19 protein-coding genes and 1 pseudogene are annotated in these 20,195 nt (G+C 66.5%); 15 read left to right on the forward strand and 5 right to left on the reverse strand.

The window, feature by feature from the left end; translation table 11 throughout:
- Positions 1 to 15 precede the first annotated feature (15 nt).
- Positions 16 to 1,098 (reverse strand): AI-2E family transporter, encoded by a 1,083-nt coding sequence (locus AC1MFL_RS04790; protein ID WP_479813704.1) that lies wholly within the window; start codon positions 1,096 to 1,098, stop codon positions 16 to 18.
- 186 nt (positions 1,099 to 1,284) lie between these two features.
- Between AC1MFL_RS04790 and AC1MFL_RS04795 the strand changes: the two genes are divergently transcribed.
- The 3 genes from AC1MFL_RS04795 to AC1MFL_RS04805 all read left to right on the forward strand — a co-directional run bounded on the left by AC1MFL_RS04795 (position 1,285) and on the right by AC1MFL_RS04805 (position 2,981).
- Complete coding sequence (locus tag AC1MFL_RS04795; protein ID WP_479813705.1) at positions 1,285 to 1,500, forward strand: hypothetical protein; 216 nt, start codon at positions 1,285 to 1,287, stop codon at positions 1,498 to 1,500.
- 107 nt (positions 1,501 to 1,607) lie between these two features.
- Positions 1,608 to 2,264: a DUF1345 domain-containing protein gene (locus AC1MFL_RS04800; RefSeq protein WP_479813706.1), complete on the forward strand. Its 657-nt coding sequence runs from the start codon at positions 1,608 to 1,610 to the stop codon at positions 2,262 to 2,264.
- Between the two features lie 96 nt (positions 2,265 to 2,360).
- Entirely contained in the window at positions 2,361 to 2,981 is a 621-nt protein-coding gene (locus tag AC1MFL_RS04805) for a cation efflux transmembrane domain-containing protein (protein WP_479813707.1), read from the forward strand.
- On the opposite strand, the pseudogene AC1MFL_RS04810 reads toward AC1MFL_RS04805, so the two are convergent.
- Positions 2,978 to 3,154, reverse strand: a pseudogene (locus AC1MFL_RS04810) (YnfA family protein); the annotation flags it as partial. The gene AC1MFL_RS04805 and the pseudogene AC1MFL_RS04810 sit on opposite strands and share 4 nt — an antisense overlap.
- A gap of 89 nt (positions 3,155 to 3,243) precedes the next feature.
- On the opposite strand from AC1MFL_RS04810, the gene AC1MFL_RS04815 reads away from it, so the two are divergent.
- Both AC1MFL_RS04815 and AC1MFL_RS04820 read left to right on the forward strand, forming a co-directional pair.
- Positions 3,244 to 3,678: a helix-turn-helix transcriptional regulator gene (locus tag AC1MFL_RS04815; RefSeq protein ID WP_479813708.1), complete on the forward strand. Its 435-nt coding sequence runs from the start codon at positions 3,244 to 3,246 to the stop codon at positions 3,676 to 3,678.
- A 13-nt stretch (positions 3,679 to 3,691) separates the two neighbouring features.
- Positions 3,692 to 4,093 (forward strand): VOC family protein, encoded by a 402-nt coding sequence (locus tag AC1MFL_RS04820; RefSeq protein ID WP_479813709.1) that lies wholly within the window; start codon positions 3,692 to 3,694, stop codon positions 4,091 to 4,093.
- A 60-nt stretch (positions 4,094 to 4,153) separates the two neighbouring features.
- Here the strand turns inward: AC1MFL_RS04820 and AC1MFL_RS04825 are convergent, their stop codons facing one another.
- The 3 genes from AC1MFL_RS04825 to AC1MFL_RS04835 all read right to left on the reverse strand — a co-directional run bounded on the left by AC1MFL_RS04825 (position 4,154) and on the right by AC1MFL_RS04835 (position 7,491).
- Positions 4,154 to 4,756, reverse strand: a complete 603-nt coding sequence (locus AC1MFL_RS04825) for a hypothetical protein (RefSeq protein WP_479813710.1) — start codon at positions 4,754 to 4,756, stop codon at positions 4,154 to 4,156.
- A 137-nt stretch (positions 4,757 to 4,893) separates the two neighbouring features.
- A complete protein-coding gene (locus AC1MFL_RS04830; RefSeq protein WP_479813711.1) occupies positions 4,894 to 6,093 on the reverse strand; it encodes a S8 family serine peptidase in 1,200 nt (399 codons plus the stop codon).
- Positions 6,094 to 6,276: 183 nt separating this feature from the next.
- On the reverse strand, positions 6,277 to 7,491 hold the full coding sequence (locus AC1MFL_RS04835) for an acyltransferase family protein (protein WP_479813712.1): 1,215 nt from the start codon (positions 7,489 to 7,491) through the stop codon (positions 6,277 to 6,279).
- A 139-nt stretch (positions 7,492 to 7,630) separates the two neighbouring features.
- On the opposite strand from AC1MFL_RS04835, the gene AC1MFL_RS04840 reads away from it, so the two are divergent.
- The 10 genes from AC1MFL_RS04840 (at position 7,631) to AC1MFL_RS04885 (ending at position 19,877) form a co-directional block, all read left to right on the forward strand.
- Positions 7,631 to 7,894: a type II toxin-antitoxin system Phd/YefM family antitoxin gene (locus AC1MFL_RS04840; RefSeq protein ID WP_479813713.1), complete on the forward strand. Its 264-nt coding sequence runs from the start codon at positions 7,631 to 7,633 to the stop codon at positions 7,892 to 7,894.
- Positions 7,891 to 8,289 (forward strand): type II toxin-antitoxin system VapC family toxin, encoded by a 399-nt coding sequence (locus tag AC1MFL_RS04845; protein WP_479813714.1) that lies wholly within the window; start codon positions 7,891 to 7,893, stop codon positions 8,287 to 8,289. The genes AC1MFL_RS04840 and AC1MFL_RS04845 overlap by 4 nt, the downstream gene beginning before the upstream one ends.
- 245 nt (positions 8,290 to 8,534) lie before the next feature.
- Positions 8,535 to 9,281, forward strand: a complete 747-nt coding sequence (locus AC1MFL_RS04850) for a haloacid dehalogenase type II (protein WP_479813715.1) — start codon at positions 8,535 to 8,537, stop codon at positions 9,279 to 9,281.
- Between the two features lie 246 nt (positions 9,282 to 9,527).
- Positions 9,528 to 10,976 carry a DUF3375 domain-containing protein gene (locus AC1MFL_RS04855; protein WP_479813716.1) on the forward strand — a complete coding sequence of 483 codons (1,449 nt, stop codon included), beginning with the start codon at positions 9,528 to 9,530 and terminating at the stop codon, positions 10,974 to 10,976.
- Entirely contained in the window at positions 10,973 to 11,665 is a 693-nt protein-coding gene (locus AC1MFL_RS04860) for a DUF4194 domain-containing protein (RefSeq protein WP_479813717.1), read from the forward strand. Before AC1MFL_RS04855 ends, AC1MFL_RS04860 begins: the two co-directional genes overlap by 4 nt.
- The gene (locus AC1MFL_RS04865; protein WP_479813718.1) at positions 11,662 to 15,090 is read left to right on the forward strand and encodes an ATP-binding protein; all 3,429 of its coding nucleotides are present in this window, start codon (positions 11,662 to 11,664) and stop codon (positions 15,088 to 15,090) included. The genes AC1MFL_RS04860 and AC1MFL_RS04865 overlap by 4 nt, the downstream gene beginning before the upstream one ends.
- Entirely contained in the window at positions 15,080 to 16,435 is a 1,356-nt protein-coding gene (locus tag AC1MFL_RS04870; RefSeq protein ID WP_479813719.1) for a Wadjet anti-phage system protein JetD domain-containing protein, read from the forward strand. The genes AC1MFL_RS04865 and AC1MFL_RS04870 overlap by 11 nt, the downstream gene beginning before the upstream one ends.
- Positions 16,416 to 16,889 carry an SRPBCC family protein gene (locus AC1MFL_RS04875; RefSeq protein WP_479813720.1) on the forward strand — a complete coding sequence of 158 codons (474 nt, stop codon included), beginning with the start codon at positions 16,416 to 16,418 and terminating at the stop codon, positions 16,887 to 16,889. Before AC1MFL_RS04870 ends, AC1MFL_RS04875 begins: the two co-directional genes overlap by 20 nt.
- A gap of 104 nt (positions 16,890 to 16,993) precedes the next feature.
- Positions 16,994 to 18,574 (forward strand): alkaline phosphatase D family protein, encoded by a 1,581-nt coding sequence (locus AC1MFL_RS04880; protein ID WP_479813721.1) that lies wholly within the window; start codon positions 16,994 to 16,996, stop codon positions 18,572 to 18,574.
- A 235-nt stretch (positions 18,575 to 18,809) separates the two neighbouring features.
- Entirely contained in the window at positions 18,810 to 19,877 is a 1,068-nt protein-coding gene (locus AC1MFL_RS04885; RefSeq protein WP_479813722.1) for a tellurite resistance/C4-dicarboxylate transporter family protein, read from the forward strand.
- The last annotated feature ends 318 nt before the right edge of the window (positions 19,878 to 20,195 follow it).

Here is a 20,195-nt window from a genome sequence, read left to right on the forward strand (position 1 = left end):
TAGGTACTGCAGTCCTTAGGGACTGGAGTCTGGCAGACGGTTCGGGCCCGGCGTCGAACTTACAGACCCGTGTGGTGCGAGCGTCCGGAGGACCGTCCATCCGACGGCGGCGAGCGGGACGGCGAGCAGGGCACCTATCACTCCGGCCAGCGTCGCCCCCGCTGTCAGGGCCAGAATAATGACCAGGCCGTGGATGCGAAGGACACGGCCCATGAAGAGCGGCTGCAGAATGTGGTGCTCGAACTGGTTCGCAACGATCAGAACGCCCAGGACCACCAGTGCCGTCACTGGGCCGTTCTCCACCAAGGCCACCAGAACCGCAAGGCTGCCGGCTGCCGTGGCTCCAATAATGGGCACGAACCCGCCCAGGAAGACCACCGCCGCCAAAGGCACGGCGAGCGGGACCCGGAGGATCAGCAGCCCCACAAGGACGATCACGGCATCGATGGCGGCAATGACGAGCGTCCCCCGGACGTAGCCGCCCAAAACCACGATGCTGCGTTCCACGGCCAACTGTGCCCGCCCGCGGCGGCCCGCGGGCAGGAACCCGATGAGGAAGCCCCGGATCTTCTCCCCGTCCTTGAGGAAGAAGAACAGGATCACGGCTGTCAGGACGGTCCCGGCCGCTATCTCCCCGGCCGTCCGCAGCCCGGTAAGGGCGTCCGCCCCCAGGCTGCCTCCGGAAAGGAACTTCTGGAACTCGGCCTGGGCCGCGCTGATCTGCTCTCTGGAAAGAGCCACCGGCCCGGTGGTGATGAAGGCCTGGAGCTGGGCAATCCCGGCTTCCGCGCGGGTCGCCAGCGCCCCGGCCTGTTGCCGGACCACGACGACGATGCCCCCGACGATGCCGGCCCCCACCGCCAGGATCACCAGGAACGAGGCCAGTACCGCCGCCGCCCGGGGCCAGCCATGGGCCGCCAGCCAGCGGACCACAGGAGCAATCGCCGAGGCCAGCACGAGGGCGATGAGCACGGGAATAGTCACCAAGGGAATTCTGGCCACCGCCGTAACGGCCACCCAGGCCAGCGCTACGACGGCGAGTACCTGGATCGCCCGGATGCCGGCCCGCGCCAGACCGTCCGCCCACAGCAGGGCCATCCTTGAGCCAAAAGATTGGGGTGGCGCCGGGGACACCTCAGGCACACCGGACGGCCCGTCGCCGGCCATTAGGCCACGTCCTGGACGTCGTAAGGCATCATCCGGTTACCCGTGGCTGTCCGGCTCGTAGCTCCGGCATGCACACCTTCGGTCTGCGGTTCTTTCAGCATTTCAAGTCCAATCGGAATGACGGAGACCAGCGCGATCACGTCAATGCTCGCATCAATCCACTCGCACCATATAAGCCACTCGGGGATTGGCTGGACCAGTTGGAATCCCACAGCAACGGCCCGGACCTGGGCAACCCTGGACGCCGTCGTCACCTACGGGCCGACGGCGTCCCACGGCCCGAGGCGGCTCCCGGAGCCGGCCTACCCCGGGTTGGTTGCCTGGCAACTCTGATCTTTTGGCTTGTCTGAAACCACGTCATTTGGTGCCCGGAACGGCGCCGCGATGTCGGCGAACGCCGCACCCCGCCCTGCTCTTCCTCTGGATGTCATGATCGGGCCATGAGCATTTCCAGTTTCAAGACTCCCATTCACCGTTCGGCCGTGCGGCTGGCCGTCATCGCCGTCGTCGGACTGGCGGTCGCGCTGGCCGTCGGAAATCTCGGGTCCTGGGCCTACGCCCCGGCCTTGGGGTGGGCGGCCGCATCGCTGACCTACTTGATTTGGGTATGGTCTGTGATCGGGCGGCTGGACGCCACCGGCACCGCCGCCCACGCCCGCGCCCGTGGGGAAGATCCAGGCCGCTTCGTCGCGGATGTACTGCTCCTGACTGCCACGGCGGGAAGCTTCGGCGGTGTCGCACTGATCCTGTTGGAAGCGGGATCAGCCCAGGGAGGGCTGAAGGCGGCGATCATTGCCCTGGCCCTGGGGAGCATCACGCTGTCCTGGCTCCTGGTGCAGACGCTGTTCACGCTCCGCTACGCCACCGTCTTTTACAGCGAAAATGACGGGGTGGACTTCAACGAAAAGAAGCCGCCGCGGTACGCGGATTTCGCTTACCTTTCCTTCACCATCGGCATGACCTTCCAGGTCTCAGACACCGATCTGACGACCGACGCCGTCCGGTACACCGTCCTTCGTCAGGCACTCCTTTCCTACGTCCTTGGTGCCATCGTCCTGGCCACCGTCATCAACCTCGTCTCGGGCCTCGTCCACTGAAGCCCAGGCCGGTCCCGCTTCGGCGTGAAGCCGGTGGTGCCGGCAACGAACTACAGTGACCAGCAACACCTGCCCGGCTAGGACAAGGAAAACCCGATGAGGCGTCCCGCGGGCACCACAACAAGAGACCGTGGGATGCTGCTGCGCCGCGGGCTGCGCCTGGAATACGCGACTCTGGGCTGGAATGTCATTGGCCTGGGCGTCCTGGCCGCCGCCGCCGTTGGTGCCGGATCCCCGGCCCTGGCCGGTTTCGGCCTGGATTCCCTGATCGAGGTCTTCGCCTCCCTGGTCGTGGTCTGGCAGCTCAAAGGTATCCACAAGGATCGGGAGACCCGGGCGATGCACCTGATCGGGGTGGCCTTCGCGGTCCTCGCCGCCTACCTTCTCATCCAGCTGGTCATCGTCCTTGCAGCCGGCCTCCGGCCCGCCACTTCAGCGTTGGGGATCGTTTGGACGGCCCTGACCTTCGTGGTCATGCTTACCTTGGCCTGGGGCAAGATCCGCACCGGGCGCGCCCTGGGCAATCCGGTGCTGCGCGCCGAAGGAAAGGTGACGCTGGTCGACGCCTACCTGGCCGGCGCGGTGTTGGCCGGGCTGATCCTGAACGCGCTGTTCGGGTGGTGGTGGGCCGACCCGCTCGCCGGCGCCGTCATCATCTACTACGCCGCCCGGGAGGCACGCCACGCCTTCACGCACACCCCCGGCGCGGCCACCTAGGAAACAGGCCCGCGCGGTGCGAACATGATCACCGTCACCCCCGCAAGACAGATTAGGGATCCGATGACGTCTCAGCGGTCGGGCCGGAACCCGTCAAAGGCCATTCCCCACGCCAGGGACCCCGCGACGAAAACGCCGCCATAAGCGGCCAGCATCCTGCCAAAGGCCCGGTCCCGGGACGGCGCGGACCTCATCGGGCTCATGCACCATTCCGGCCGCGGAGTCGGATACCATGCGATCCGTCAGGAATTAGAATGGCCGCATGACACCACAGGAGCTGGCCATCCTGGCACACCTCCGCCGGGCCCGGGACCTGATCGACCGGGAATACGCCCGGCCGCTCGATGTGCCCACCATGGCCGCCGGTGCCCTGATGTCCCCGGCGCACTTCTCCCGCCAGTTCAAGGCGGCCTACGGCGAGACGCCCTACAACTACCTGATGACCCGGCGGATCGAACGCGCCATGGCGCTGCTACGGGCCGGCACCAGCGTGACCGATGCCTGCATGGAGGTCGGCTGTACCTCGCTGGGATCGTTCAGCACACGATTCACCGAGCTCGTCGGCATGACCCCCAGCGAGTACCGGTCCAGGGAGCACCACGCGGTCAACGCCATGCCGCCGTGCATTGCCCGGCTGCGCACGCGGCCTGCGGGCAAACCGAGCAGGATTGAAGAAGCGCCCCCGCGAGCGCAGTAATAGCGTGGGAGACATGAACATCTCACTGCAGTACTCACAAATCACTGTCAACGACCTCGACGAGTCGCTCGCGTTCTACCGGGACGTGCTCGGTCTGGAAGTGCGAAACGACGTCGGCTCCGACGGGCAGCGCTGGGTCACCCTCGGCAGCAAGGCCCAGCCGGATCTGGAACTGGTGCTCTCCGTTCCGCACGCCGGCCGCTCCCAGGACGACGGCGACGCCCTCCAGCAGTTGCTCGTCAAGGGCGCCCTGCCGATCCTGGTGTTCCGCACGGACGATCTCGACGCCACCTTCGAGGCGGTCCGGGCCTCCGGCGCGGAGGTCCTCCAGGAACCCATCACCCAGCCCTGGGGCCCGCGCGACTGTGCGTTCCGTGACCCGTCCGGCAACATGGTCCGCTTCAACCAGGCCTGAGGAACGAAGTCGCGAACGACGCCGTCGGGCAGCTTGGGACGGCCCCCGCACCGGCCCGAATCAAGCTCTGCTCGACAATCCGGGCCGCACACCGGTGGCCTCGTCCGCTGCAGGGAGTGCCGTGTCCACGAAATGCCCTGACGAGATCTGCCGTTTGACCTGCTCAAGCTCATCTTTGAGCAGGTCAACGGTGGCACGGTATTTGTCGAAGTCCGCCGCTCGGCGCCTGGCCACGGCGAAACTGACGCCGGCGGCGAGAATGGCAAGCGGGAAGGTCACCAGCAGGGCCCAGCCGGACACGGCAAGGAAGTCCAGCGCGATGGGAAGTGCCTGCTTGAATGCCAGGAACTCGTTCACTCCACCGACCACTGCGTTCAGGGCGGAGTCCAGGGGGCCCAAGAACTGCCCCACGAGGGGCGTTCCGGAAAACGACGGAGCGCTCAGCGGCGGTTCTCCCCCTGCTGACCAGCGCGAATCAGCGAAATGGTTCAGGACGTAGATGCCGGCACCGGCGTTGAGGGCCGCGAAGAGCATGACGGAACCCAGCGCAGTCCAGTGAAGCCTGCGCGGTCGCCAGACGCCGACCGCAAGCGCGAAGACAGTGGCCGCGACCCAAGAAAAGGTGCGGAGTTCATCGCGGCCCATGCCGCCCAGTAGATCCAAGGAAATTCCCTGCCGCCTTCAGTTGGAGTAAATGCTTGTTCTAGTCGCAGGCGAGCCTATCCCAGTCACCGCCGGGCATGCGGCGGCAAGTATTGACGCAGGCTGCCGACGCCGGTGAGAAAAGTCAGGGCTGTTACTTACCGGACCGCGTTGTTGGCGTTCACGCGGCCATGTGCCCAGTAGGTTCCAGTCCCGGAAATGTTGTCGGCGGTTGATTCGATGTTCGCGCGGACTGACGTGTTCGTGGCGCCGGTGTGGGAACTCCAGGCAAGCGCGGCAGTTGCCGCCACAATGGGTGAGGACATCGAGGTTCCGTTGCCGACGTCATAACCGAAGGAGCGATTGTTCTGCGTCCCGAGGACAAATGTGTGGTTTGGGAATGTTGAGTAGACGTTGACTCCGGGCGCCGCGACGTCCACCCAGCTGGCTCCGTATGTTGAGAACGATGCTTTGGCGTCGGAGTTGTCGGTGGCGGCGACGGCAATGACGTTGGGGTATGCGCCCGGGTAGATCTTGGTCTGGTTACTGCCGTTGCCTGCTGCTGCAACAAGCACCACGCCCTTACTCCAGGCGTTATTGATGGCAGTTTCGAGGGTGCGTGATGCCCGCACCCCGAGGCTCATATTGATAACCTTTGCACCGTTATTGACGGCCCAGTTGATGCCGTTCGACAGGCTTGAGCTGGAGCCAACCCCGCTGTCGTTGAGGACCTTGCCATCCAGGATGGTGCATCCCGGACACACGCCGGCAACCCCGACCGTGTTGTCTGCGGTGGCGGCGACAATACCGGCCACGTGCGTGCCGTGCCCGTAGTTGTCCTCACCGGTTGTCCCATTCGTGAAGTTGGCGCGGGCAACCACCTTTGGTGTGATGTCGGCGTTGTCGCTGGCGACACCGGAGTCGAGAACGGCGACTTTGATGCCGGTCCCTGTCGTGACGCCCCAGGCCTCGACGGCGTCGACGTCAGCGTCTGCTGTGCCCCCGGCTACCGATAAGGTGCCGGCAGTGTTATTGAACGATTGGCTAATGTTTTGCAGAGCGTACTGGCGAGGGAAATACTCGTCAGACGTAGTGGCAGTAACAGTCTCGTCCGGCTCCGCGTATTCAACTGCCGGGTTCCGGCTCAATTCTTCTATGAGCTGGGCTTCCCTGTCGGCTGGTACCTTGACGAGCTGGGCGCCGGTGCTGCCGATACCGGCACCCTCCGCGAGGCCTTGCTGGCGCAGTAAGCCGGCGGCCGAGCCGTGGTCGCGAAATTTGACCATGATGTGCCCCGCGATCGGTGATGACGGGGTCGCCGCGCTGCTCGTGGTCACTGCGTTGCTCGGGGCTGCCATGGCGATTGTGCCGCAGCCAATGACTGCCGCCGCGAAGCCGGCTATAACGGTTCTTTTCATGCGGAGTATCTTGCTTCAATCTGCGCTGGCTAGATAGGGCCTGCCGGCACATTACGCGCCGGCTTCTCAAAGGCTTGGCCGGACTCCAGCTGTCGGCACAAGTTCAGGCGCCTGGGCAGCTCTCTACCCGCGGCGCCCCGACCCCGCCTCGGCCAGGTCCCGGACGGGCGGGCTGTCCGGCCTTTCGGGGACGGCCTGGGTGTCAGGTATGTCCGGGGCGTCACTGCGGCGCCGGCGCCCCACCGCGCGCCCCACGGCCATCGAAAGCCGGTGGGCGGGCTGTTCCACGTAGCGGTAGAACAGCTCGGCGATCACGAACGCGGCGGCCACGGAGGCGGCGAGCGCCAGCGGAAGCGAAACGGACCGCAGCAAGGTGACGCCGGCGAGGATGATCGGGAGGTGCACCAGGTAGAGGCTGAAGGACACGCGTCCCAGCCATTGCGCGATGACAGTGTCACCGAGCCTCTTGGCCGAGCGGCAGGACACGAACAGCAGGACGATCAGCGTCGCGCCCGCCGTGACAATGGCCTCGACGCCGCGGATCGGCTGCTCGGGGCTGATCCATTCCGCGTTGGCCAGGAAGAGTCCCGCGGCGGCCACGAAGAACCAGACGAAGCGAGGCCAGGACTGGGTCAGTTCACGGATCCGCTCGCGTTCGGCGCCGAGGACGGCCCCGATGGCGAATATCGGGAGATAGGACAGCCAGTCCACGTGCTGCACGGCTCCCACCACGGCCAGCAGCAGCGCAAGGCTAATCTTCACGTACCAAAAGCGCCGCCAGCGGAGGGCGACAAAGATGTACACCGGGAGCAGGAGGGAGAAGAGGACTTCCCATTTGAGGGACCACAGCGGGGTGTTGATGGTGCTGGCGTTCAGCAGGAGCAAACCGTCCTTGAGAACCTGGGCCACGCTGGGGTTGGTCACGTACATGTCCGCCCAGGGGCTCTGCAGCGGCGACGCCGAGCGGGGAATGGCGGTCATCAACGCAACGGCCACCGCCAGGGATGCCCACGCCGGCAGGTAAAGGCGGAAGAAACGCTTGGCGTAGTACTGGGCCCACTTCCCGGCCGCCCCCGGCCTGGTGAACGGCAGGACCAGGACGAAGCCGGAGAGCACAAAAAAGACGTGGACAGCCGGAGTGCCGTTCCAGAGGACGTGCAGCGGCGAAAACACCGCCCACTGCCCCGCCGTGGTGAGCCCAGCGGAGCGGTCGCCCTCAACGACGCTCCCGATTCCCGGGAGTGTGGAGAGGACGTGGCAGGCAACAACCACCAGGGCGGCGAGCCCCCTGAGGCCATCCAGCTGCGTGACTCTTGTTTGACCAGAGTTAGAGCGCATTGACCCTATGTTACCAGTTCGTTATATTGCGCCCCGGCTGCCGGACCACTGTTCAGGCAGTTACAGGAAGGCCGTGCCGGTCGCCGGGAGGCCATTCCCGCCCGCGTCCACGGTTGCTACGATTGCTACGGAGGTAGCCATGACAACCATCCCGCACCGCGAACTGCGCAACCAGAGCAGCAAGATTCTTGAGCGCGTCAAGAACGGCGAAACCATCGATGTCACGAACAACGGCGAGATCGCCGCGACCCTGATCCCCCCGTCATCCTCCCCCTTCGAACGTCTGCTGTTGGCAGGGCGGGTGCGGCCGGCTGCCGGCATCGTCGACTTTCGGGCACTGCCGCGCGTCCGTCAGGCCGCGGGCACGGCGGAAATCCTGGCCGACCTCCGCGGGGACCGTTGATCATCTACTTGGACACCTCGGCTGTCCTCAAACTGGTCGTGGAGGAAGAGGAATCCTCCGTTGCCGCCGCGTACCTCTCAGCAGCGGCCGGGCGCGGTGACACGCTGGCGGCGTCCATGCTGCTCTACACGGAACTGCATTGCGCGGCGCACCGGCGCGGCCTCCCCGGCCAGTTGGTCAATTCCGTGCTCAGTGGAATCAATCTGGTGGATCTGGCGCGCTCGGACCTGATGTATGCGGCCGCCTTGCCTGGCGGCTTGCGGAGCGCCGACGCCGTCCACCTCGCCGCCGCCATCCGGCTGCAGTCCGACGTCGTGGTGGCCTACGACGCCGAACTGCTGGCCGCCGCGGTGGACGCCGGGCTCAACGTTCTGTCCCCGGGCCGCACGGGCTGATCATCGCCTGAGCCAATCCCGGATCGGGCTGCGCCCAGAGGTACCAGCATCAGCTCCGGCGCAGCGGCCACGACAAAGGCCTCGACGCCGCGGATCGGCTGCACGGGGCTGATCCATCCAGCGTTGGCCAGGAACAGTCCCGCGGCGGCCACGACGAAACTGCGGGCGGACGTGGTTGCGGGATCGGAATCAGTGAGAATAATGCCAGACTGACGGTCAGGGAAGTTCGGGGAAGGAGACAGGATATGAGGTTCCAGCCGTACCGTTCACCGTCAACCGGGTGCGAGGTGCGCGCTGTCCTTTTCGACACCTTCGGCACGGTGGTGGACTGGCGCACCGGCATCGCCCGGCAGGCGGCCGCCTTCGCCGCGACACATGGACAGGATCTCGACGCCGAGGCGTTCGCCGATGACTGGCGCGCCCTCTACCAGCCGGCCATGGAGGCCATCCGCTCCGGATCCCGCGAATTCGCCACCCTGGACACACTTCACCGCGAAAACCTGGACCAGGTGCTCCGCCGCCACGGTTTCGATCCGGACCGGCTGGACGCCGGAACCCTGGAGGAGTTGAACAGATCCTGGCACCGTCTGCCGCCATGGCCGGACAGCGTGGAAGGTCTGGCTGCCGTCCGCCGTGGCTACATTGTGGGTCCTCTTTCCAATGGCAACACCTCGCTGCTGGTGGACATGGCCAGAAACGCCGGCCTTCCGTGGGACGTGATCATCGGCTCGGACATGACACGCACCTACAAGCCGCTGCCCGCGGCGTACCTTCGGACTGCGGAGTTCCTGGGCCTCAGGCCCGGTGCTGTGATGCTCGTGGCCGCCCACAACAACGACCTGTGTGTTGCTCGGGACGCCGGTCTGGCGACGGCGTTCATCGCCCGCCCCACCGAATACGGCCCGGGCCAGGTTGCGGATCTCACGCCGGAGAGCGACTGGGACCTCTCGGCATCGAGCATCACCGAACTGGCTCACGAGCTCGGGGCCTGAGCTGCATACTGGCCGCGGTCACCGTCCCCCGGGTTTTCCTGGTGGTTCTGACGATTATTGCGGCCGTCATCCGCGCCAGAGACGCCAAACGCCGGGACCCGGTCCGGCGTTTCAGCCGCCGCGATCCTAATCCGCCCCGGCACACCCCGCACTAAAATAGGGACGTCGACTTCTCCTCCACAGGGTGTCTGTGGTCGCATGTATCTTAGGCCTTAACCCCAGCACGCACGCCGCATCAAGGACACGATGGACTACTACGCAATCAGTTCGCTGCGTGAAAACCACGCGGGATGGTCGCTGTTGCGCGCGCAGAACGCCCCGCTGGCGGTCTCCTTCTTCATCAAAGCCTTCACCGGCCCCAACCAGCGCGACATCGGCCGCCAGGAGCTGATCGACCACCTCGACGACGTCCTGTTCGGCCTGCGCGACGTCTTCGGCGAGGACAAGTTCCCACGACCGGCGTCGGAGTACCTCGACGACTGGGCGGCCCCGGAGCGGGCCTGGCTGCGCAAATACTACGTGCCCGGCCAGGACGAGCCCCGCTACGATCTCACGGCTGCGGCGGAGGACGTGGTGCACTGGGTCGAAAGCCTGCGCGGCCGGGACTTCGTGGCCACCCAGTCGCGGCTGACCAGCATCTTCGCCGTCCTCAAGGCCCTGGTCCAGCAGTCGGAGACGGACCCGGAAGTGCGGCTGGCCGAGCTCCAGCGCCAGCGGGACGGCATTGATGCGGAGATGCAGCGCATCAGGGACGGCAACATCAGGGTCATGACCGCCCCGGAAGCCCTGGACCACTTCCAGCAGCTCACGTCCCTGGCGAAGGATCTCCTCTCAGACTTCCGGGAAGTCGAGCAGAACTTCCGGAAACTGGACCGCCAGGTCCGCGAACAGATCGCCACCTGGGACGGCAGCCAGGGCGAGCTCCTGGAAACCATCTTCGCCAACCAGCAGGACATCAGCAGCTCCCTGCAGGGCCGGACGTTCCAGGGCTTCTGGGACTACCTGATGTCCCCGCAGCTGCGCACCGAACTCAAGGACCTGCTGCAGCGGGCCACCCGGATCGAGGCGCTGTCCGGCGCCGAGAACCTCCACGCCGTCACCAACCTGCACCAGGACTGGCTGCCCGCCGTCGAACAGACGCAGTCCACGGTCCGCCAGCTCTCCCAGCAAATGCGCCGGCTCCTCGACGATAAGGTCTTCCTGGAGAACAAACGGATCATGCGGCTGATCCGGAGTATCGAAACCGGCGCGCTGGGCACCCGGGACGCGCCGCCGTCGGGCGTTTTTATGGAGATCGCCGCGCCGTCCGTGGACGTGGCCGCAGCCCTGCCGTTCGAGCGGCCCCTCTATGAGCCCAGCCGGAAGGTGATGGTGGACGACGACGTCGTCACCGCCGACGACGCCGACGTGGACGCCGGCGCCCTGTTCAGCCAGTTCCACGTGGACACGGAGCGGCTCAAATCCAGCATCGACGACGTCCTGGCCGGCGCCGAACAGGCCACCCTCGCGGAGATCACGGACGCCCATCCGCTGCAGCAGGGCCTGGCCGAGATCGTGGCCTACTACCAGCTGGCCAGCGAATCGGAGTGGGCCAGCATCCACCCTGAAACAACACAGCAGCTGTCCTGGTCCCTGCCGGACGGCAGCATCCGCGAAGCGACCATCGACCAGATCATCTTTGTGAGGCCCGCATGAACCCCGCCGCATCCCCCGCCACGCACCCGGCGGAAACCCGGACCCCCGAGGAACTTCCCGGCGTCGTCACCCGCCTGTTCCGGGGTGTGGTGTACGCCGAAGCGGACGAGAAGATCTGGCAGTCACTGACGGCACTGGAGTCCCAGGCCCGCGACTACGTGGCCGTGCTGGGGCTGGACCTGATCCTGGATGAGTCGGAGGGCTACGCGTTCCTCCGGTCACGGGAGGACCCGGAGGGCACCCTCCCCCGGCTCATCCAGCGGCGCCGTCTGACCTTCGACGTCAGCCTCCTGCTGGCCCTGCTGCGCGGCCGCATGCTCGAATTCGATACCAACAGCAGCGATCCCCGCCTCATCATGACCGAGCAGGAGATCATGGACATGGTGGCCGTTTTCCTGCCCGAATCCAGCAACCAGGCCCGGATCCTGGACAAGCTGGGCGCCAACATCAAGAAGGTCGTTGAACTGGGCTTCCTCCGCCAGCTCCGCGGACAGCCCGGGACGTACGAGGTGGCCCGGATCCTGAAGGCCTACGTGGACGCCCAGTGGCTGGAGGAGTTCGACGCGCGGCTGGCGGACTACCGGGCCACGCTGGACGGTACGCCGGGCCCCGCCACGGGCAGCGGCCAGGAAGAACCGGCCGCACCGGACATTAACGACCAGGACAGCAACGACGGGGAGCTCTCATGACCGCCGACCTGCAGGACAGCCTTTTCAGCCTGGACGAACCTCTCGAGCAGACCACGGACGACGCCGGCACTCCCCCGGGGTACCGGCTGCACCGGCTGGAACTGCTCAACTGGGGCACTTTCCACCAGGGCGTCCGGACCTTCCGGCTGGACGGCGCCAACAGCCTGCTCACCGGCGACATCGGCTCCGGGAAGTCCACCGTGGTGGACGCGATCACCACCCTGCTGCTGCCGGCCAACAAGATCGAATACAACAAGGCCGCCGGGGCGCAGAAGAAGGAACGCACCCTGATGTCCTACGTGCGGGGCTTCCACAAGAGCACCCGCAGCACCGGCGGCGAATACTCCAAGCCCGTCTCGCTCCGCGGCACCGGCACCCTCACCGTGGTGCTGGCGGTCTTCCACAACGCGGTGCTGGGCAAGTCGGTCACGCTCGCCATCACCCTCTGGGCGGTGCAGGAGGCCGGCCAGCCCAACCGCTTCTACTCGCTCGCGGAAATGGACCAGACCATTGCCGGGGACTTCTCTAACTTCGGCCAGGACCCCGCCAAGCTGAAAAAGAAGCTGAAGGCGGCCGGCGCGGCCGTGTATGACACGTTCGAGCCCTACGCGGCGGCGTTCAAGCGGCAGTTTGGCATCAGCGGGAACCAGGCCATGGAGCTCTTCCACCGCACGGTCTCGATGAAGCAGGTGGAGAACATCACCCACTTTGTCCGCACCAACATGCTGGACGAGGACGATGTTGCCGCCCGGATCACCAACCTGATCCACCACTTCGATGACCTGAAGAAAGCCCACGGCGCCGTGCTGCGGGCCAAGGATCAGATCTCCCTGCTGGCCCCCATCCGGGAGGGAGCCGCCCGGCACGCCGCGCTCACGGTGGAGGACGAGCTGGCCAGGGCCCAGCGGGACCAGCTGCACCCGTGGTTCACCAACCAGCGCCTCATCCTGAGCCTGGAACACGCGGCGGAGCTGGAGAGCACCGGGGTCCGGCTGCGCGAGGACAGCGCGTCGCTGACTACCAAGATCGCCGGACTCCGGCGCGATATCTCTGCGGTGGCCGAGGACATCCGCACCAACGGCGGCGGCCGTCTGGCAGCCATCGACGCCGACATCGCGCGGCTGGGCGCCGATGCGAACGCACAGCGGACCCGCTACCAGAGCTACGCCGCAGCGGCGGCGGAGCTCGGCCTGCGCGCCCCGGAGGACCGGGTGCTGTTCGACGCCAACCGGGACCGGCTGGCCGCCGTCGAATCCGGGCTGGCGGAGCAGCACACCGAGCTGCAGGAGCGCCGCACCGGGCTGACAGTCCAGCACAGGGAGCTCACCGAGCGGTCCGCCACGATCAAGGCCGAGCTGACCAGCCTCCAGTCCCGGCGCAACCTGCTGCCGCTGCGGCAGCTGGAGATCCGGCGCCGGCTGTGTGAGGGAACCGGTGTGGAGGAGAAGGCGCTGCCGTTCGCCGGGGAGCTGCTGCGCGTCCGCGAGGGCGAGGCCGCCTGGGAAGGCGCGGCGGAACGGACGCTGTATGGCTTCGCTCTGTCCCTGCTGGTCCCGTCCGAGCACTACGCGGCGGTCAGCAGCTGGGTGGATGCGAACAATCTCCGCGGCCGGCTGGTCTACCTGAAGGTCGGCGACGCGCACTCCCCCAGGGCCGCCGAGCCCGGGACGCTGGCCGCCAAAATTGCGATCAAACAGGGCACCCCGTTCCGCGATTTCCTGCTGGATGAGCTCGCCAGCCGGTTCGACTACGTCTGCTGCGAGACGCTGGAGGAATTCCGCCGCTTCCCCAAGGCACTCACCGCCAACGGTCAGCTCAAGGGCAGCCGCGGCAGGCATGAGAAGGATGACCGGAACGAGCTGACGGACCGGCGGAACTACGTGCTGGGCTGGGACAACCAGGACAAGATCAACCGGTTCCTCGCCGAGCTGGACGAGGTCAAGGGCCAGCTCCAGGTCGCGGAGACGCAGCTGGCGAAGGTCGACGGGCAGCTCGGCGACATCGGGCGCCGGAACCAGCAGCTGGGCACCGTCCGCTCCGTGTCCGATTTCGGCGAAATCAGCTGGGAGCTCACGGCCCGGCGGATCCAGGACCTCAAAGAGGAGCGCCGGGCACTGGAATCCGCCAGCGACATCCTGCAGGAGCTGGCGGCCCGGGAAACCGCCCTGAACGCCGACCTCAACCGTCAGGAAGACAAGGCAAACAAGAACAGGGAACGGCTGGGCGAAAACAAGAAAGACGCGGAGAATCTGGCGGAGGCCATCGACGAATGCCGGGCGCTGCTGCAGGAGCAGCCGCTAACGGACGACGCCGGCCTGCTGGCCTCCGTCGCCGGACTCGCCGCGGCGGCGCCCGGGGAGAAGGTCCTCACCTACAAGAACACGGTGGCGGTGGAGAGCCTGGTGCGGTCGGAGCTGACCAGGTCCATTGATGCGCTGTCCAAGCGGCTGGCGACGGCGGAGGCCGGCACGGTGCGGCTGATGGCCGACTTCCGCAACAAATACCCGAACGAGACCACCGAAATCGACGCGTCCCTGGACGCCGCCGGTGACTACGAACGGCTCCTGGACCAGCTGGAGAAGAACGATCTGCCCAAGTTCGAGGCGCATTTCAAGGAGTCCCTGAACCAGAACACCATCCACGAGGTGGTGGCGTTCAACGCGTTCCTGGACAGCCGCCGGCAGGACATCGTGAACCGGATTACCGAGATCAACCTGTCCCTGGCCACCATCGAGTACAACCGCGGCCGGCATATCCAGCTGGAGCACCAGAACAGCAGTGACCAGGACATCCGCCAGTTCATGGCGGACCTCCGCGCCTGTTCGGAGGGCACCATCGGGGACGACGAGCAGTACTCCGAGCAGAAGTACCTGCAGGTGGAGAGCCTGATCGAGCGGTTCCGCGGCAGGGAAGGCCTCACCACCCTGGATGAGCGGTGGACGGCGAAGGTCACGGATGTGCGGAACTGGTTCACCTTCTCCGCCTCGGAGAAGTGGACCGAGACCGGCGAGGAGTTCGAGCACTTCACCGATTCCGGCGGAAAGTCCGGCGGGCAAAAGGAAAAGCTGGCGTACACCATCCTGGCCGCCGCGCTGGCCTTCCAGTTCGGGCTCGGAGCCGGGCAGGGCAGCACCGGGAGTGGAAGCGGCAGCGGCCGGAACGCCGGCAAGGGCCGCAGTTTCCGGTTCGTGGTGATCGACGAGGCCTTCGGCCGGGGGTCGGACGAGTCCGCCCGCTACGGCCTGGAACTGTTCCAGCGGATGAAGCTCCAGCTGCTGATCGTCACTCCCCTGCAGAAAATCCACGTGATCGAACCGTTTGTGGCCCATGTCGGATTCGTGGCGAACACCAACGGCGACGATTCGCAGCTGCGCAACATGACCATCCAGGAGTACCGGGACGAACGGGACCGCCGTGCCGGGTGAGTCGTCGGCTGTGCGGGCCCAGGGCTGGACCACGCTGGCGATACTGCGCGCCCAGTCGCAGAAGGCCTGGGACAGCGGGGCCCTGCTGCGTGAGCTGCTCGAACCCAGTGCCGTCTACCCTCGCCGCCGCCCGCTGAAACGCCCGACGGCGGCCACGCTCCGGAGCGACTACGCTGCGGCCCGTGCGTGGGCGGCGGAGTTGTTTGCAGCCGTTGGTCATTTCACGCTGGAGACGGCGGAGGTGGGCCGAAGCACCATCGGGGCCAACCTGCTGCCGGCCGCGGCGGTGTTCGCCTCAGCGGAGGATGAGATTGCGTTTGTGGGGAAGTCGAAGGATGCTGCGCGGTTCCGCGGGCTCGCCGACGGGTTGTCAGCGCTGGACCCTGCCTTCCGTACGTGGACGCTGAGGCGGCCGTTGCGGCTACTGGAGCTGGGCGGCGACGCGCTGACCGCCGCCCATGTGGCCCTGTGGTTACGGGATAACCTGCAACCCGGCGTCTACGTGCGGCAGCTCAGCCTGCCCGGGGTGCACACCAAGTTCATCGAGAGCCACAGAGAAGTTATTGAGAAGATGGCCGCAGAGCTACAGGTCGGCCTGCCGGTTCCCGGTGACGCTGGGGACGACGATGCCGTTCCGGAGGCGCCTTCGGAGCCGGGGTCGTTGCTGGGGCAGGCGACGGTCCGGACGTCAGCGGCACGCTTTGCCGCGAGGCACGGGTTCCTCCACCCGCCCGAGCTCGTCAGGTTCCGGGCTCTGGACCCCGGCATGCCACTGCTGGGCGGGGCACGGGACCTGACCGTCACCGCCGAGGCATTCAGCGCCCTGGATTTGCCGGTCCGGCGCGTCATTGTCACCGAAAACTTGGTGAATTTCCTGGCGCTGCCGGAGGCGCCCGGCACTCTGGCGCTCTATGGCGGCGGGTATGGTTTTTCGTCTCTGCGAAACGCTGGCTGGCTCCGCGACTGCGAGGTCTGGTACTGGGGTGACCTGGACACCCACGGCTTCCGGATCCTGAACCAGCTCCGGGCGGTGCACCCGCACGTGGTGAGCGTGCTGATGGACGAGGAAACGCTGCTGGCGCACCGTGACGCGTGGGGCAGCGAGCCGACGCCGTCCCGGGCTGCGCTAAGCAGGCTGACGGCTGCGGAGTCTGCGCTCTACGAAGCGCTGGGCCGTGACCAGTTCGGAAAATCCGTCAGACTGGAACAGGAGCTGATCCGCTGGGACTGGGCCTCGGAGAGACTGCTGGACGGATGCCGTCGGATTGCCCCGTCCCCCGTTCGCGACGCCGGTGGACCCAACGTTGCCGGGAGGCGCCAAGATAATGACCAGCATCCAAGGTGAGATTGTCATCGGTCGACCACTGAGTGAAGTCTTCGACTTCGTCGCCGACGAACGGAACGAGCCCAGATACAACCCCCGCATCCTGCATGTCGAGAAAGTCACCGGCGGATCCATGAGAAACGGGACGCAGTTCAAAGTGACCACAAAGTCCAGGGGACGGCCACTGACCATGCTCCTGAAAACCACGGAGTACCAGCGCCCTACGCGGCTCGCGAACACCACAAGCATGTCCTCGGCCACCATCCGAGGGGTCCTCACCTTCGAGCCCGCTACCGGGGGCACACTCATGCGCTGGTCATGGGACATCCAGCCCCGAGGCGCGCTCAAGTTCCTCTCCCCGATCATCGGCCGAATCGGCAAACGCCAGGAAGCCGCCAACTGGGCAAGCCTGAAGCGCTATCTGGAATCACTGCCGGTAGCAGAACCGCCGGGAAGCGGGCCGGCGCTGACGTGAATCCACGCGGGCGGTGCCCCAATTAACAGTTCTTGTCACATAGTTAACGGCGTATTCACACCATCCACAGAACCTGTCCAACAGGCCTCCGTACGGTCGAAGGCATGGACAACATTTCACGCAGATCCGTTCTTTCCGCAGGCCTCGGGGCCGGACTCGTCGCCGCCTGGCCGGGTGCCGCCTTCGCCGTTTCCACCGCGGACGACGCCGGCCTCCGCGCCGATCCGTTCCTGCTGGGCATCGCCTCCGGCGAACCGTGGCCGGACGGCTTCGTGATCTGGACCCGGCTGGCGCTGGACCCGGTGGCCGAGGACGGCCTGGGCGGCATGCCGTCCCGCAACGTCGCGGTGGCCTGGGAAGTGGCCGAGGACGCGAGCATGCGCACGGTCGTAGCCCGCGGCGTCGAGCACGCCCGGATTGAAACCGCGCACTCCGTGCACGTGGAGCTGAAAGGCCTGCGGCCGGGGCGCGAATACTTCTACCGGTTCCGCACCGGCCGGCACATCAGCCCGGTCGGCCGCACCCTGACCAGCCCGGCGCCGCACGAGACGCCGGCGGCACTGGCCATGGCGTTCGCCAGCTGCGCGCAGTTCGAGCACGGCTACTTCACCGCCTACACCCGGCTGGCACAGGACCAGCCGGACCTGGTCCTGCACCTCGGTGATTACCTGTACGAATACAAGAAGGACAGCTACGTAATCGGTGGCGGCAATCCGCGCGACCACGCCGGTCCCGAGACCACCAGCCTGGGCGGGTACCGGCAGCGGCACGCGCAGTACAAGGCCGACGCCGATCTGCAGGCCGCGCACGCGATCGCACCGTGGCTGGTGGTGTGGGATGACCATGAGGTGGACAACAACTGGGCGGACGACGTCCCGGAGAGCACCGACGCCGGGCAGCTGAACGACACCACCGAGCATTTCCGGCAGCGCCGCGCCGCCGCGTTCCAGGCGTACTACGAGAACATGCCGCTGCGGCCCTCGTCTGTGCCGGCCGGGTTCGACATGAAGATCTACCGCACCATCCAGTGGGGCCAGCTGGCCAACTTCCACATGATGGACACCCGGCAGTACCGGGACGACCAGCTGGCGGGCGACGGCTGGAAGAAGAACGTGGCCGAGCGCCTGGCCGAGGACCGCACCATCACCGGCGCGGAGCAGGAGAGGTGGCTGCTGGATGGCTTCAGGAACTCCACGCAGCGCTGGGACATCCTGGGCCAGCAGGTGTTCTTCGCCGAGCGGGACCGGAACCAGGCGCCGGAGATCGACGACGTCTCCATGGACGGGTGGGACGGCTACGCCGCGTCGCGGCGCCGCATCACGCAGGGCTGGGTGGACGCGAACGTGCCCAACGCCGTGGTCCTCACCGGCGACGTGCACCGCAACTGGGCAAACGACGTGAAGGTGGACTACAAGGATCCTGAGTCACCCGTGGTGGGCTCGGAGCTGGTGTGCACGTCCATCTCGTCCACCGGTGACGGCACAGGATCCACCACGGACGCGACCATGGCCTGGAACCCGCACCTGAAGTTCTACAACGACAACCGCGGCTACGTGAAAACGAAGATCACCAAGGACGCGATGACCGCTGACTTCCGGACGCTGGACTACGTCACGACGCCGGGTTCCGCGGTCAGCACGAAGGCGTCGTTCACGATCCAGGACGGGGAGCCGGGGCTGCAGTAGCGGGGGTAGACCTTACTTAGGGAAAGCCGACGACGGCGGGCAGGCGCCCGCCGTCGTCGGCTGTCCCCCTCCATGGGGCCACGCGGCGCCACGGCGTCTAATCGTCTGCGAGGTACTTGACGATGGCTTCGAGCAGCTCCGCAGGACGCGGCTTTGGTCCAGGCGGCGCTGGCGCTCCGCGACGCTGCTGTGGAGGAGCGGCTGGGGGAAATCAGCAAGCCCTAAGCTGGGTGCCATGACCACTGCCACGAAAGGTCGCAACCCCCTCGGCTCCCGCGTCTCCCAGGCCGTGCAGACCCTCACGCCGGGGTACTTCGCCCTCACCATGGCCAGCGGGATCATCTCGGTGGGTCTCGAGCTCGAAGGCTTCGACGCACTCTCAGCCGCACTCCTGGTGGTCTGCGCGGTCTCCTACGCCGTGATCCTGGTTCTCAGCCTGGTGCGGCTGGCCAGGTTCCGCGCCGACATGCGCCGCGACTTCCTGGACCCCGGCCGGGCGTTCGGATTCTTCACCTTCATCGCCGGAACGAATGTGCTCGGCGTGCGCCTGGGGATGGCGGGGTGGCCGGGGACGACGGCGGCGCTTTTGGCCGTCGCGGTCCTCGCCTGGGTGGTGCTTGGCTATGTTGTGCCGTGGACCGCCGTGCTGGGCCGGGACGAGCGCCCCGTGCTGAAGGATGCCAACAGCAGCTGGTTCATCTGGTGCGTGGCCAGCCAGTCCGTGGCGGTCGCGGCTGCGTCGCTGGAACCCCTCGCCGGGCCGGACTTGCGTGCGGCGCTGGCGCTGGTCGCCGTCGTCGCCTGGTCGGTGGGGCTCATCCTGTACGCCGCAGTGGGGATCTTCGTCTCGCTGCGGCTCATGACCTACCCCATCCGGGCCGAGGACCTGCGCCCGCCATACTTCGTGGCCATGGGTGCCATGGCGATCAGTGTCCTCGCCGGCGCACGGATCGTCGAAATGGCCGGCGCGCCGATGGTGGATGCGACGCGCGGGCTCGTGGCCGGTTCCTCCGTCGTATTCTGGGCCTTCGCCTCGTGGCTCTTCCCGGTACTCCTCGCAGCCGGATGGTGGCGGCACGTGATCCACCGCGTGCCCCTGTCCTACGAACCCGGCCTCTGGAGCGTCATCTTCCCCTTGGGCATGTACGCCGTGGCCGGGATTTATCTGGGGCGCGCTGACCATCTTCCCCTTGTGGCGCTGATTGGCCGCACGGAGCTGTCGCTGGCTGTCGCCGCATTCCTCGCCACCCTCGCCGCGATGCTGTGGCATCTGTGGGTCACGCTCGTGCGCCCGGGCCGGTGACCGCTGAGGTGAGGCGGCCCTCTCGCCGGCCTGCCTCCTGAGGATGCGCCAGCACCTTCCCCGCAGCGTCCCTGTGGTTGATGAGGGCATCGAAAGCCCTGCCCTGCTCGCTCTTGTACGCGGGTTATTGACCGCCGTTTGGGGCCGGGGTAATTTACGAGTAGCCGTGCTGTAACCCGTTGAGACGAGGGCGAACCTCGTTTTTGAATCACGCCAAGGCAAACCGCGACAACGCTGGGTTGCCGAGGTGCATCCGGTCTCCGCCGCTGTGGAAGCCTGCGGCATAGGCTTTTGCCCTCCAAGACACAGGGCCCCATC

Source organism: Arthrobacter sp. BG3, assembly GCF_056680185.1.